General features: G+C 73.0%; 11 protein-coding genes. 4 read left to right on the top strand and 7 right to left on the bottom strand.

Annotated elements, in window-relative coordinates; translation table 11 throughout:
• Positions 1-130: 130 nt before the first annotated feature.
• The 4 genes from pruA to A6F73_RS20620 form a co-directional block, all read right to left on the bottom strand.
• Complete coding sequence (gene pruA, locus A6F73_RS20635) at positions 131-1,756, bottom strand: L-glutamate gamma-semialdehyde dehydrogenase (protein ID WP_063351360.1); 1,626 nt, start codon at positions 1,754-1,756, stop codon at positions 131-133.
• A gap of 151 nt (positions 1,757-1,907) precedes the next feature.
• Complete coding sequence (locus A6F73_RS20630) at positions 1,908-2,567, bottom strand: haloacid dehalogenase-like hydrolase (RefSeq protein WP_079135844.1); 660 nt, start codon at positions 2,565-2,567, stop codon at positions 1,908-1,910.
• 85 nt (positions 2,568-2,652) lie between these two features.
• Positions 2,653-3,162: a hypothetical protein gene (locus tag A6F73_RS20625; protein ID WP_063349161.1), complete on the bottom strand. Its 510-nt coding sequence runs from the start codon at positions 3,160-3,162 to the stop codon at positions 2,653-2,655.
• 90 nt (positions 3,163-3,252) lie between these two features.
• Positions 3,253-4,425 carry a patatin-like phospholipase family protein gene (locus A6F73_RS20620; RefSeq protein WP_159398499.1) on the bottom strand — a complete coding sequence of 391 codons (1,173 nt, stop codon included), beginning with the start codon at positions 4,423-4,425 and terminating at the stop codon, positions 3,253-3,255.
• A gap of 360 nt (positions 4,426-4,785) precedes the next feature.
• Between A6F73_RS20620 and A6F73_RS20615 the strand changes: the two genes are divergently transcribed.
• The gene (locus A6F73_RS20615) at positions 4,786-5,226 is read left to right on the top strand and encodes an Rv3235 family protein (protein ID WP_063349159.1); all 441 of its coding nucleotides are present in this window, start codon (positions 4,786-4,788) and stop codon (positions 5,224-5,226) included.
• 140 nt (positions 5,227-5,366) lie between these two features.
• On the opposite strand, the gene secA is transcribed toward A6F73_RS20615, so the two are convergent.
• Entirely contained in the window at positions 5,367-8,129 is a 2,763-nt protein-coding gene (gene secA / locus A6F73_RS20610) for a preprotein translocase subunit SecA (protein ID WP_063349158.1), read from the bottom strand.
• A gap of 242 nt (positions 8,130-8,371) precedes the next feature.
• Between secA and A6F73_RS20605 the strand changes: the two genes are divergently transcribed.
• The gene (locus A6F73_RS20605) at positions 8,372-8,944 is read left to right on the top strand and encodes a GNAT family N-acetyltransferase (RefSeq protein ID WP_063349157.1); all 573 of its coding nucleotides are present in this window, start codon (positions 8,372-8,374) and stop codon (positions 8,942-8,944) included.
• 56 nt (positions 8,945-9,000) lie between these two features.
• Positions 9,001-10,224, top strand: a complete 1,224-nt coding sequence (locus A6F73_RS20600) for a crosslink repair DNA glycosylase YcaQ family protein (RefSeq protein WP_063349156.1) — start codon at positions 9,001-9,003, stop codon at positions 10,222-10,224.
• Between the two features lie 20 nt (positions 10,225-10,244).
• On the opposite strand, the gene A6F73_RS20595 is transcribed toward A6F73_RS20600, so the two are convergent.
• Together A6F73_RS20595 and raiA are read right to left on the bottom strand one after the other, a co-directional pair.
• A complete protein-coding gene (locus A6F73_RS20595) occupies positions 10,245-10,955 on the bottom strand; it encodes a response regulator transcription factor (RefSeq protein ID WP_063351359.1) in 711 nt (236 codons plus the stop codon).
• A 253-nt stretch (positions 10,956-11,208) separates the two neighbouring features.
• Positions 11,209-11,901: a ribosome-associated translation inhibitor RaiA gene (gene raiA / locus A6F73_RS20590; protein ID WP_063349155.1), complete on the bottom strand. Its 693-nt coding sequence runs from the start codon at positions 11,899-11,901 to the stop codon at positions 11,209-11,211.
• 370 nt (positions 11,902-12,271) lie between these two features.
• On the opposite strand from raiA, the gene A6F73_RS20585 reads away from it, so the two are divergent.
• Positions 12,272-12,991, top strand: a complete 720-nt coding sequence (locus A6F73_RS20585; protein WP_107452923.1) for a ComF family protein — start codon at positions 12,272-12,274, stop codon at positions 12,989-12,991.
• Positions 12,992-13,042 lie beyond the last annotated feature (51 nt).

The raw sequence follows: 13,042 nt of genomic DNA, 5'->3' as shown, positions 1-13,042 counted from the left end.
GGAGCCACCCGACGACGCCAGCCAGCCTAACCGGATCAATCGAAGGTGGACAGGGACAGGGAGGCGCAAACTCGCAGGATGATCGGTCCGTCCTGGACACCATGTCCAAACCGGAGCTTCCCGTTCACTCTCAGCCCATGTGCGGGTACCGCAGGTCCGTGGGGGGAACGAAGGTCTCCTTGATCGCGCGGGCCGAGGTCCAGCGCAGGAGGTTCTGGGCGGCGCCCGCCTTGTCGTTGGTCCCGGAGGCCCGGCCGCCGCCGAAGGGCTGCTGGCCGACGACCGCGCCGGTCGGCTTGTCGTTGATGTAGAAGTTCCCGGCGGTGAACCGCAGCGCCTCCACCGCCTGGGCGATGGCGTAACGATCCTGCGCGATCACCGAGCCGGTCAGGCCGTACGGGGCGCCGGAGTCGACCCGGCGCAGCACGTCCTCCCAGCGGGCGTCCTCGTAGACGTGGACGGCCAGGATCGGGCCGAAGTACTCCGTCCGGAAGATCTCGTTGCGGTAGTCGGAGGAGACCAGCACGGTCGGCCGGACGAACCAGCCGATCGCGTCGTCGTACTGGCCGCCCGCCGCCAGCTCGATCGTCGAATCGGCCTTGGCCCGCTCGATGGCGTCCCGGTTCTTCTCGAAGGCGCGCCGGTCGATGAGGGCGCCCATGAAGTTGGAGAGGTCGGTGACGTCGCCCACCGTGAGCGCGTCCACCTCGGCCAGCAGCTCGTCCTTGATCTTCTGCCAGAGGCTGCGCGGCAGGTAGGCCCGGGAGAGCGCCGAGCACTTCTGGCCCTGGTACTCGAACGCGCCGCGGACCAGCGCCGCCTTCAGGATCGCCGGGTCGGCCGAGCGGTGGGCCAGCAGGAAATCCTTGCCGCCGGTCTCACCGACGATCCGCGGGTACGCCCGGTAGCCGCCGATGTTGGCGCCGATGGTCTGCCAGAGCGACTGGAAGGTGGCGGTGGAGCCGGTGAAGTGCAGCCCGGCGAGCGCCGGATCGGCGAGGGCCACCGCGGACAGCTGGACGCCGTCGCCGGTGACCAGGTTGATCACCCCGGGCGGCAGACCGGCCGCCTCCAGCAGCCGCATCAGGTAGTACGCGGCCAGGGTCTGGGTCGGCGCGGGCTTCCAGACCACGGTGTTGCCCATCAGCGCGGGCGCGGTCGGCAGGTTGCCGGCGATCGCGGTGAAGTTGAACGGGGTGATCGCGTAGACGAAACCCTCCAGCGGGCGGTGGTCCACCCGGTTCCAGACGCCCGGCGCGGAGATCGGCTGCTCGGCCAGGATCCGCCGGGCGAACTGGACGTTGAACCGCCAGAAGTCGATCAGCTCGCAGGCGGAGTCGATCTCGGCCTGCTGCGCGGTCTTGGACTGGCCGAGCATGGTGGCCGCGTTGAGGGTCTCCCGCCAGGGCCCGGCCAGCAGGTCGGCGGCCCGCAGGAAGACCGCCGCCCGGTCGTCGAAGGACAGCGACCGCCACTGCCGGCCCGCCGCGAGCGCCGAGTCCACCGCCGCGCGGGCGTCCTCCCGGGTGGCGTTGCCGAGCACCCCCAGCTTGGCGGCGTGGTGGTGCGGCTGGACCACGTCGATCCGCTCACCACCGCCGAACCGCTGCTCGCCGCCGATGGTCATCGGCAACGGGATCTGCTCGGCCGCCAGCTCGTCCAGCCGCCGGACCAGCCGGCCCCGCTCCGGGCTGCCGGGCGCGTACCCCAGCACCGGCTCGTTGACCGGGAGGGGCACCTCGGTGACTGCGTCGATCGGCATGGCGGCTCCGTCCTGCTGACTGCTCCGGTGGGAGGGCCCGATCCCACCGGACAGGCCCTGGTCCAGCCTGACCAGCGGCCACGCGATCCGCCCGCTCAGACACGCGGACGGCGGACGTGGCGCCCGCCACGCCCGCCCCGGCCGGTCAGCCCCGCCCCAGCCGCCCGGCCAGCTCGACCGCCTCCGCCAGGCTGTCCACCACCGGCACCCCGAGCGGCTCCAGCTTCTCCCGGGTGTGCGAGCCGCCGGTGTAGAGCACCGCGCGCGCACCCGCGCCCAGGGCCGCCCGGGCGTCGTCCGCCGCGTCGCCGATCAGCACCGTACGGGCCGGATCCACCCGCTCGCCGAGCGCGGCCAGGTGCCGGGCCAACTGCTCCGCCTTCTGGCCGCCGGACGGGCCGCTGCGGCCGTCCACCCGCAGGAACCGGCCGGTCAGGCCGAAGGCGTCGACCAGCGGCAGCAGCTTCTCGTGCTCGTACATCGACAGCAGCGACTGGCTGTGCCCGGCCTCCCGCCAGCCGTCCATCAGCTCGTGCACGCCGTCCGTCAGCCCGCAGGCCGGGCTCAGCTCCCGGTAGCGGTCGTGGAAGGCCTCGTCCAGCCGGAGCCACTCCTCCTGGGACGGCATCCGGCCGAGCAGCCGCTCGTAGAACCGGGGGATCGGGATCTCGTACTGCTCGCGGTACTCCCGCATGGTCATCGGCCCGACGCCGATGGTCGCGAACGCGGCGTTGCTCGCGCCGAGCACCGCCTCCATGTCGTGGAAGAGCGTGCCGTTCCAGTCCCAAACGATGTGTGTAGCCACGCGCGAAACGGTAGCCCCGACCACCGACACGCCGGTAGGACGGGGCTCACGCACCCCTCTGCTCCGCTCGGGTGCACCCGGCCGTTCAGGCCAGCAGCGCGGAGATCTCCTGGGTGGCGAACCAGAGCAGGTCGTGGTCCTCGGCCCCGTCCACGGTGAACTGGGCGTCCTGGTCGCCCGCGTCGGCCGCGGCCACCGCCGCCACCGCCGCCGCGACGTCCTCGACCACCTCGCCGTCGGCGACGTCCGCGTGCACCGCCGCCGCCTTCGCCAGCGGCAACGGGCCGGCCAGCACCACCCGGCCGAGCGAGGCCTGGTCCTGGTACTCGTCGCCGGGGAACGGCCGGATGGCCGAGTCGGCCACGTCCAGGGCCACCACGACCCGGCGGCGCGGGGCGTCCGGGTCGGCGGCCAGCAGCCGCAGGGAGGACTGCGCGGCCCGGTTCAGCGCCGCGTACTCCAGCTCCTCCAGGTCGTCACTGACGTACCACTCGCGCAGCGCGGGCGTCACGGCGTAGGCCGCGGACTGGTCCAGGGCACCACCCGGGTGCGCCGCCGCCAGGCCGTTCAGGGTGGTGGGCACGTACACGCGCATCGGTGGCACTCTCCGGTTCGTCCAGCGGCACAGCTTCCAGCGCCCCAAGAATAAGCGCCGCCGGGCCGGGCGTGATCACCTCGGCCCGACTCAGCAGGCGGCCCGCAGGGCCTCGCCGCACGTGTGCAGGGCGCTCTCCAGCACCGCGTCGCGGCGGGCCGGGTCCATCATGTTCGGGCCCATCACGGCCAGGTCGGCCGGGGTCGGCGCGAGCAGCCGCACCCGTACGCCCTCGGCCCGCAGCAGCACGGTCTCGCGCAGCAGCTGCCGGGTGACGGCGCGGCGGTAGCGGCTGACCAGCTGGGCCAGCACGCCGCGCGGGCGGTCCCGGGCGCGCCACTCGCGCAGCGCGGCGAGGGAGCCCGCGAGCCCGCTGGTGCCGGCGACCCCGCCGGCGTCGGCGCGGTCGGCGCGGTCGGCGCGGTCGGCACTGTCGGCGCGGTCGGCGCGGGGGCGCAGCCGCAGGGCCATCGGGGCGAGCACGTACACCTCGTCCAGGCCGCGGCCGAGCAGCAGGTCGGCGTTGGTGGCGGACCAGCAGCCGCCGTCCACGTACGCCGAGCCGTTCAGCCGCACCGGCGCGAACCAGCCGGGGATCGAGCAGGAGGCCATCACCGCGTCGGCGACCGCGACCGCCGGGGCGTCCGGGTCCCCGAAGACCACCCGGCGGCCGCTGCGGTAGTCCACGGCCGCCACCCGCAGCGCCGCCGCTCCGGCCCCGGCGTCGGCCTCGCCGTCGGCGCCCGGCGGCGGCCAGCCGCCCGGGCCGAGCAGGCCGCGCACCAGCTCGCCGACCGGGGCCAGCGAACCGCGGCCGGGCGGCGCCATCGCCGACACCATGGTCAGCAGCGGGTACTCGCGCGGGTGCCGGACGGCGTCCCGCAGCAGGCCGGGCGAGCCGATGCCGGCCCCGGGGCGGGGCGGCAGCGCGCCACCGGCGGCCGTGTCGTAGTCGAAGTCCACCCCGGCCAGTGGGCCGTCGGTGATCGGCAGGCCGCGCTGGTGGTCGCGCAGTTGCTCGGTGCGGACCCCGCCGGCCAGCATCGCGCCGAGGATCGAGCCCGCCGAGGTGCCGAGCAGCACGTCCGCGCGGCCCGGCCGCCAGCCGGTGGCCTCCTCGACGGCGCAGAGCGCGCCGACCGTCCAGGCCGCGCCGAGCATCCCGCCGCCGCCCAGCACCAGGCCGCGCCGGGGTGCGTCCCCGGTCGGCGGGGCGGTGCCCGCGGCTGCCGGAGCCGGAACCGCCGCTACCCGTGTCGTCATCGCGACCGCCCGTCGTCGTGGGTGCGGTCGTGGCCGCCCGGCCCCGTCCCGCTCCGCGCGGTTCCCGATCAGGCTCCGATGGTGCGCGCCGACGGCCGGGCACCGCAACGGGGGCGGCGATTCGGGCCACCCGGTCCGGCGCATCGAACCGTCCTCTTTCGGACCGTACGGCCCGGCCACGCACGTCAATCGGGCACCGCACGACCGCGCGCCGGGCCCGGCACCGCACTGATCGATTCACTCGGATAGGTGAACTTGTCGGTCACTCCTGGAGCAGCGGCAAAAGCCCTTGCCGCCCGACGCGGCGCACCGCTAGCAAGGACCCGTCCGCACCCGTACCACCTTGCCCAGGAGCCCGCCGTGACCGCACCGCTCACCGCCCGCCCGCACCGCCGGCCGCGCACGACCGCCGCCCACGACCCGGCCGGGCGCCGCCCGCGCCACCCCCGCGCCGCCTGCACCGGCCCGGGCGGCCACGACCCCCGGGCGCTGGCCTCCCGCTTCGCCCACCAGCTGGTCGAGGTGCTCACCGGCGCCCGGCCCTCCGGCCAGCTGATGCGGCACACCAGCCTGGACGGCTACGGGCAGCTCGCCTCCCTGGTCCGGGCCGGCGCGCTGCGCCGCGGCGGCGCCGCCGACCGGCCCCGGCTGGGCCCGGTGCACGACCGCTCGCCCTCGCCCGACGCGGTCGAGGCCTGCGTCCGGGTCGACCTCGGCCGGCGGCACCACATGGTGGCCTTCCGGCTGGAGCAACGCGGCCAGGCCGGGCAGTGGCAGTGCACCGCCGTGGAGGCCCGATGACCACGGCAGTCGCAGCGACCACGGCAGTCTCAGCGGCCAGGGCGGCCACAGCAGCCCCCACGACCGCGCGGCGGCCCGGGACGGCACAGGGCGCCGCCCCCGTCCGGGAGCGGCGCCCTGCGCGGCGTCCTGCGGCCTGCTCAGCCCTTGCGGCGGCGGCCCTTGGCCGACTTCGCGGCCTTGCGGCGCTCGGCGCGGGTCAGCCCGTCGCCCTCGTCCTCCGGCCCGAGGTCCTCGAAGTCGCCCTCGATGACACCGCCGCCGACCTCGTCCGAGGGGGCCGTGTAGTGCAGCCGCTGCGGCTTCGGGGCCTCCAGGCCCTTGGCCTTGATCTCCGGGCGGGCGGCGTCCTTCTCCAGCTTGTCGAGCAGCACCTCGGCGTCCGCGATCGGGACCTCCTCGACCTGCTGCTCGACCTGGACCTCCAGGTTGAACAGGTAGCCGACGGACTCCTCCTTGATGCCCTCCATCATCGCGGTGAACATGTCGAAGCCCTCGCGCTGGTACTCGATCAGCGGGTCGCGCTGCGCCATGGCCCGCAGGCCGATGCCCTCCTGGAGGTAGTCCATCTCGTAGAGGTGCTCGCGCCAGCGGCGGTCCAGCACCGACAGCACGACCCGGCGCTCCAGCTCACGCATGATCTCGGCGCCGAGCTGGTCCTCGCGGGCGCCGTACTGCGCCTGGATGTCCTCCTGGACGACCTTGACCAGGAACTCGGAGGTCATCGCGGCGGGGCCGCCGGCCTCCTCCTCCAGCTCCTCCAGGTCCAGGGTGACCGGGTAGAGCTGCTTGAGCGCGGTCCAGAGCTTCTCCAGGTCCCAGTCGTCCTCGAAGCCCTCGCCGGTGGCCGCCTTGACGTAGGCCTCGACGGTGTCGTCCATGAAGTGGCCGACCTGCTCCTGCAGGTCCTCGCCCTCCAGCACGCGGCGGCGCTCGCCGTAGATGACCTCGCGCTGGCGGTTCAGCACCTCGTCGTACTTGAGGACGTTCTTGCGGATCTCGAAGTTCTGCTGCTCGACCTGGGTCTGCGCGGAGGCGATCGCCCGGGTGACCATCTTGGACTCGATCGGCACGTCCTCGGGCACGTTGGCCATCGACAGCACGCGCTCGACCATGCCGGCCTTGAACAGGCGCATCAGGTCGTCGCCCAGCGACAGGTAGAAACGGGACTCGCCCGGGTCGCCCTGACGGCCGGAGCGGCCGCGCAGCTGGTTGTCGATCCGGCGGGACTCGTGCCGCTCGGTGCCCAGCACGTAGAGGCCGCCGGCCTCCTTGACCTCGTCCTGCTCCGCCTTGACCGAGGCCTTGGCCTTCTCCAGGGCGGCGGGGAACGCGGCCTCGTACTCCTCCGGGGTCTCGGTCGGAGTGAGCCCGCGCTGCGCCAGCTCGGCCGCCGCGAGGTGGTCGGAGTTGCCGCCGAGCATGATGTCGGTACCGCGGCCGGCCATGTTGGTGGCGACGGTCACGGCGCCCTTGCGGCCCGCCTGCGCGACGATCTGCGCCTCGCGCTCGTGGTGCTTGGCGTTCAGCACCTCGTGCGGGATGCCGCGCTTGCGCAGCTCCTGCGACAGGTACTCGGACTTCTCCACCGACACGGTGCCGACCAGCACCGGCTGGCCCTTCTCGTGCTTCTCGGCGATGTCCTCGACCACGGCGGCGAACTTGGCCGGCTCCGACTTGTAGATCAGGTCGGGCTGGTCGATGCGCAGCGGGTTCTTGTTCGTCGGGATCGGCACCACGCCGAGCTTGTAGATCTGGTGGAACTCGGCGGCCTCGGTGGTGCCGGTACCGGTCATGCCGGCGAGCTTGTCGTACAGGCGGAAGAAGTTCTGCAGGGTGATGGTGGCCAGCGTCTGGTTCTCGTTCTGGACCTCCACCCCCTCCTTCGCCTCGATCGCCTGGTGCATGCCCTCGTTGTAGCGGCGGCCGGCCAGGATGCGGCCGGTGTGCTCGTCGACGATCATGACCTCGCCGTTCATGACGACGTAGTCCTTGTCCGCCCGGTACAGCTCCTTCGCCTTGATGGCGTTGTTCAGGAAGCCGACCAGCGGGGTGTTCACCGACTCGTAGAGGTTGTCGATGCCGAGGTAGTCCTCGACCCGGGTGACGCCCTCCTCCAGGATGCCGACGGTGCGCTTCTTCTCGTCGACCTCGTAGTCGCGGTCGATCTTCAGGCGCAGCACCAGCTTGGCGAAGTCGGCGTACCACTTGGTCGCCTGGTCGGCCGGGCCGGAGATGATCAGCGGGGTGCGGGCCTCGTCGATGAGGATCGAGTCGACCTCGTCGACGACCGCGAAGTTGTGGCCGCGCTGGACGAGTTCGTCCTTCGACCAGGCCATGTTGTCGCGCAGGTAGTCGAAGCCGAACTCGTTGTTCGTGCCGTACGTGATGTCCATCGAGTACTGGTGCTTGCGCTCGGCGGGCGTCATGTTGCCGAGGATCACACCGACTTCGAGGCCGAGGAAGCGGTGCACCCGGCCCATCCACTCCGAGTCGCGCTCGGCGAGGTAGTCGTTGACGGTGATCAGGTGGACGCCCTTGCCGGTGAGCGCGTTCAGGTACGCGGGCAGGGTGCCGACGAGGGTCTTGCCCTCACCGGTGCGCATCTCGGCCACGTACCCGTGGTGCAGGGCCGCACCACCCATGAGCTGAACGTCGTAGTGCCGCTGACCGAGCACCCGCTTGGCGGCCTCGCGCACCGTGGCGAACGCCTCGGGGAGGATGTCGTCCAGGGTCTCGCCGTCCGCGAGCCGCTGCTTGTACTCGTCGGTCAGCGCGCGCAGCTCGGCGTCGGTGAGGTTGACGAAGTCCTCTTCGATGGAGTTGACCTGGGCAGCAATCCGCTGCAGCTTGCGAAGGATCTTGCCTTCGCCGGCGCGCAGGATCTTGTCGAAGACGGACACTTGGGCGGGCTCCTTGCCTGTATTGGCACTGGACGACTGCACGGCGGGTTCACCCCACCGCACGGGCCATCGTATGCGAGGAGTCCAATGCCCCGGGAGGTGCGTCAGCACGGTATTCCCGTGTCACCCGCGCGAGCACTTGATCCGATAGCACCGTCCACCAGGACAAACCGGTCAGCGGATCGAGGGGTTGGCTCGATATTCGGATGCCCGAATTCCTCTTTCCACGGAATAATCCGCCCATGGAAGAGCCCCGCACCGTCACCCTCACCACCGACCGCCTCGTCCTGCGGGCCCCGCAGGAGTCGGACATCGACGCCGTCTTCGCCGCCTGCCAGGACGCCGAGATCCAGCGCTGGACGGTCGTCCCGAGCCCGTACCGGCGCGAGGACGCCGAGTACTTCGTCCGCGACCTCGCCGCGCACGGCTGGCGCACCGGCGAGAACCGGATCTGGTGCGTGTTCGAGCGCGGCTCCGACGTCCTGGTCGGCACCCAGGGCCTCGTGCTGCGCCACGGCGACCCGGGCTCCGCCGAGGTCGGCTGGTGGGCGACGAAGGAGTTCCGCGGCCGCGGCTACACGGTCGAGGCCGCCCGCGCGGTCGCCCGCCACGGCCTGGTCGAGCTCGGCCTGCGCCGCCTGGAGTGGCAGGCCTATGTGGGCAACGAGGGCTCCCGCGCGGTGGCCGAGAAGGTCGGCTACCGCTTCGAGGGCACCCTGCGCTCGTACGCCGAGCAGCGCGGCGCCTTCCACGACGCCTGGGTCGCCTCACTGCTCGCCTCGGACCTCCCGGACCTCCCGGACCTCCGTCCCTGACGTCCGCGCCGACGCACCCCGACCGGCTGTCGGTGCCCCGGACTACCCTCGCCGACATGACCGCCCTGCCTGCCGCCGGCTCCCCCGCCGGCCCGCCGCCCGTCACCGTCCTGAGCGCCGACGAAGCCCGCCGGATCGCCCTTCGCGCCCAGGGCCTGCTCGGCGCGCCGGACCGCCGGGCCGGGGTGCGCGGGGTGCTGCGACACCTGGGCGCCGTCCAGCTGGACACCATCTCGGTGCTGGCCCGCTCGCACGAACTGGTGCCGTACGCCCGGCTCGGCGCGGTCGGCCGCCCGGCCGTCGAGGCGGCGTACTGGGGCTCGGGCACGAGCTTCGAGTACTGGTCGCACGCGGCCTGCATCCTGCCGGTCGAGGAGTGGCCGCTGTTCGCGTTCCGGCGCCGCCGCTACCGCGAGCGCGGCCACCTCTGGGGCCACCAGGTGACGCCCGAGACGTACCGGCACGTGCTCGACAAGCTGCGCGCCGAGGGCCCGTTGACCTCCACGGAGCTGGGCGGCGCCAAGAAGACCGCCGAGTGGTGGGACTGGTCGGACACCAAGATCGCGGTGGAACGGGCGCTGGCCTTCGGCGACGTGGTCTGCACCGAGCGCCGGAGCTGGAAGCGCGTCTACGCGCTGGCCGAACAGGCCATCCCCGAGGCCCTGTTCGGGCAGGACCGCACCGACCGGGAGTGCGTGCGCACCCTGGTCGCCCAGGCTGGGGCCGCGCTCGGCGTGGCCACCCGGGCCGACCTGCTGGACTACCACCGGCTGCGCGCCGAGGAGCTGGACCCGGTCCTCGCGGACTGCGGGCTCGTCCCGGTCGAGGTGGCCGGCTGGGGCCCGGACGGCGCCGCGGCGGCGGCCTGGGCCGATCCGGCCGCACTGGCCACCGCCCCGCGCGGGCGCCACCGCACCACGCTGCTCTCGCCGTTCGACTCGCTGATCTGGGACCGCGCACGCACCGAGCGGATCTTCGGCATGACGCACCGGCTGGAGGCCTACACGCCCAAGCACAAGCGGGTGCACGGTTACTTCGCGATGCCGCTGCTGGCCGGCGGCCGGCTGGTGGGCCGGGTCGACCCGGCCCGGGAGGGGCGCACCCTGGTGGCCCGTCAGGTCTCACTGGCCGGCGACCGGGGGCACGGCGCCCGGCACGTCGAGGCGCTGGCGGCGGCCCTGCGCGAGGCGGCCTCCTGGGTGGGCTGCGACGACGTCCGGGTCGAGACCCTGCCGGACGAGCAGCTGCGCCCGGCCCTCGAGAAGCTCCTCGCGAGCTAGGGCTTGGGGCGCAGCCACGGTCACCCTATTTCGAGGATCTTCTCGCGCATCGCGTACACCACGGCCTCCATCCTGGAGTGCAGTTGGAGCTTCTCCAGGATGTTGCGCACGTGGTTCTTCACGGTGTTCTCGCTGATGAACAGCTCCTTGGCGATCTCCCGGTTGTTCATCCCGGTCGCCACCAGCTTGAGCACCTCCAACTCCCGGTCGGTGAGCCGGGGTGCGGGCACCAGGTCCCGGTCGTCGGAGCGGCGCTGGATCATCGACTTGAACTCGGTGAGCAGCTTGGACGCCATCGACGGGCTGATCTGGGACTGCCCGTCGGCGACCGCGCGGATCGCGGTGGCGACCTCGTCGGTGGAGATCTCCTTCAGCAGGTAGCCGGTGGCGCCTGCCTTGATCGCCTCGTAGAGGTCGGCCTCCTCGTCGCTTATCGTCAACATGATGATCTTGGTGCTGGGTGCCACGTCCTTGATCGCGGTGCAGGCCTCGATCCCGCTGCGGCGCGGCATCCGGACGTCCATCAGGATGATGTCCGGCAGCAGGTCGGCAGCCTTCAGCACGGCCTCGGCGCCGTCGCCGGCCTCGCCGACGACCTTGATGTCCGGCTCCTCCGCGAGCACGATCTCCAGCCCCCTGCGGAACAACGCGTGGTCGTCCACCACCAGCACGCGGATCGGCTCACCCCGGTGCGGCGCGTACGCGGGTTCCTCCTCCGGTCCCGGTGACAGTCCGGTGACCGGCCCCGTAGCGGGCCCCAGCCCGAAGTGATCCCCCATCCGCTCCTCCCCCTTCGCGGGTCGTCGTGCGCCAATCATTCCACGCCGCGCGGCCGTTGCGGTCACCCTCCGACGCCGCCGTTCCGCATCGGGTGACCTCCCGGGCCGGCCCTCGACTCCCGCTCCAGCCGCCCTGCCCCGAAACGCCGGTGACCCCGGCGGACTCGGCCGCCGGGGTCACCCCTCCAGGATTGTCTTCGGACGGTCAGTCCTCGTCGTCGCTTTCGCCGATCGCCCCGCCCGCGCCACTACCCGCGCCGGCCGACCCGTCGGTCTGCAGGTGGATGACGCCGTAGTGGTAGCCGTGACGGCGGTAGACGACGCTCGGCAGGCCGCTGTCCTTCTCCACGAAGAGGTAGAAGTCGTGGCCGACCAGTTCCATCTCGTACAGCGCCTGGTCCAGCGCCATGGGGGCGGCCGGGTGGGTCTTCTCCCGGACCACCAGCGGGCCTTCGCCCTCCACTTCCAGGGATCCCATCATGGTCTTGCGGACGGCCCCGTTGGTCTCGCCCTCCGGCGCCGCCGTGTCCGGCAGCGCGGCCAGCGCCGCGGTCGCCTCGGCGACGCTGATGGGGGTGCGGCCGTTGCCGCCCTTGTGCACTCGGCGCCGGTCCGCGGACTTGCGCAGCTGGGCGTCGAGCTTCGCCGAGGCCAGGTCGAGCGCCGCGTACGGGTCGGCGGCGGCGGCTTCGGCCCGGATCACCGGCCCACGGGTACGGAGAGTGATCTCCACCCGCTCGGACCGGTCGGCCTGCCGCGGGTTGTGCTCCTTGGACACCTCGACGTCGAGGCTGATCACCTTGCCGTCGAACTTCTGGACCTTCTCCAGCTTCTCGGCCACGTGCTCGCGGAACCTCTTGGGCACCTCGGTCTTGCGGCCCTTGACGACGATGTCCACGCAGAACTCCGATCCCTCGTGCTGACGCCGATCCGGGTGCTACCGGACCGGACTGAGACCCAGCTGGACCAGCCCATCCACTGCCGGCCCCCCGCCCCCGCCGCCAGCGGCGGGAAACGACTGGCCCTCACCTCACTTCCTCCCCACCAGGGACGGTTGAAACCCCTTGGAGCTTTATCGAACACCTCACACGGGGTTTTCGCCTCCCCAGGCGCGGAGTCGGGTATGACCCGATACTGCGGGCGGGCGGTCAAGCTGTTGGACCCTGTCTACCCTCCTGCGAGTGAAGCACGGGTAAATACCTGGACAACACCCCCCGTACGGCGCATCCTTTGCTCACTCTCCGTGCCTGCCGTCGCCAGGAGCAGCCATGCCACCACCCTCCGCCCCCACCCGTCCGCCGTCCGCCCAAGGGCCGTTCGGCCACGCACTGGCCGGACTGCTGGACGTCCTGGTCCCGGCCCGCTGCGCCGGCTGCGGCACCGAGCGCACCCAGCTCTGCCCGGCCTGCCGGCACGCGCTGGCCGCCACCCGGCCCGGCCCCACGCTGCTGCCCTGGGCGCACGCCGCCGCCCCGTACGCCGACCCCGTCCGGCAGTTGCTGCTCGCCCACAAGGAGCGCGGCGCGCTGCGGTTGGCGGGCCCGCTCGGCGAGGCGCTCGGCCGGGCCGTCCGCTCCGCCCTGGGGCCGCGTGCCGGGGCCGCGCCGCTGCTGCTGGTCCCGATGCCCTCGGCCCGTTCCGCCGTCCGCGCCCGCGGCCACGACCCGACGCTGCGGCTGGCCGGGGCCGCCGCCCGCTCACTGCGCCGGTCCGGCCTGGACGCCCGGGCCGAGCCGCTGCTGCGGCACGCCCGCCCGGTCGCCGACCAGGCCGGGCTGAGCGCGGCCGAGCGCCACCGCAACCTGCACGGCGCGCTCACCGTGCTGCCGCGTGCCCGGCGCGCCCTGCTGGGCTGTCAGCCGGTCCTGGTGGACGACCTGGTGACCACCGGTGCCAGCCTCGCCGAGGCGGCCCGGGCACTGGCGGACGCCGGACTGCCCGCCCGGGCGGGCGCCGCGGTCGCCGCCACCGCGCACCGGCCCGGCTGAGGCACCGATCGGCCCGACGGGGCACCAGGGGGTCGGGGCCTCAGGAAACTG

The organism is Streptomyces sp. MJM8645, assembly GCF_001625365.1.
Taxonomy (GTDB): Bacteria; Actinomycetota; Actinomycetes; order Streptomycetales; family Streptomycetaceae; genus Kitasatospora.
Note: the sequence above shows the minus strand (reverse complement) of the source record. Positions and strands in the feature narration are given on the sequence as shown.

Bases quoted from the DNA above. Each gene is read 5' to 3' on its own strand.
- A6F73_RS20625 (WP_063349161.1), bottom strand. From the start codon at position 3,162: ATGCGCGTGTACGTGCCCACCACCCTGAACGGCCTGGCGGCGGCGCAC.
- A6F73_RS20620 (WP_159398499.1), bottom strand. From the start codon at position 4,425: ATGACGACACGGGTAGCGGCGGTTCCGGCTCCGGCAGCCGCGGGCACC.
- A6F73_RS20605 (WP_063349157.1), top strand. From the start codon at position 8,372: ATGGAAGAGCCCCGCACCGTCACCCTCACCACCGACCGCCTCGTCCTG.
- A6F73_RS20600 (WP_063349156.1), top strand. From the start codon at position 9,001: ATGACCGCCCTGCCTGCCGCCGGCTCCCCCGCCGGCCCGCCGCCCGTC.
- A6F73_RS20585 (WP_107452923.1), top strand. From the start codon at position 12,272: ATGCCACCACCCTCCGCCCCCACCCGTCCGCCGTCCGCCCAAGGGCCG.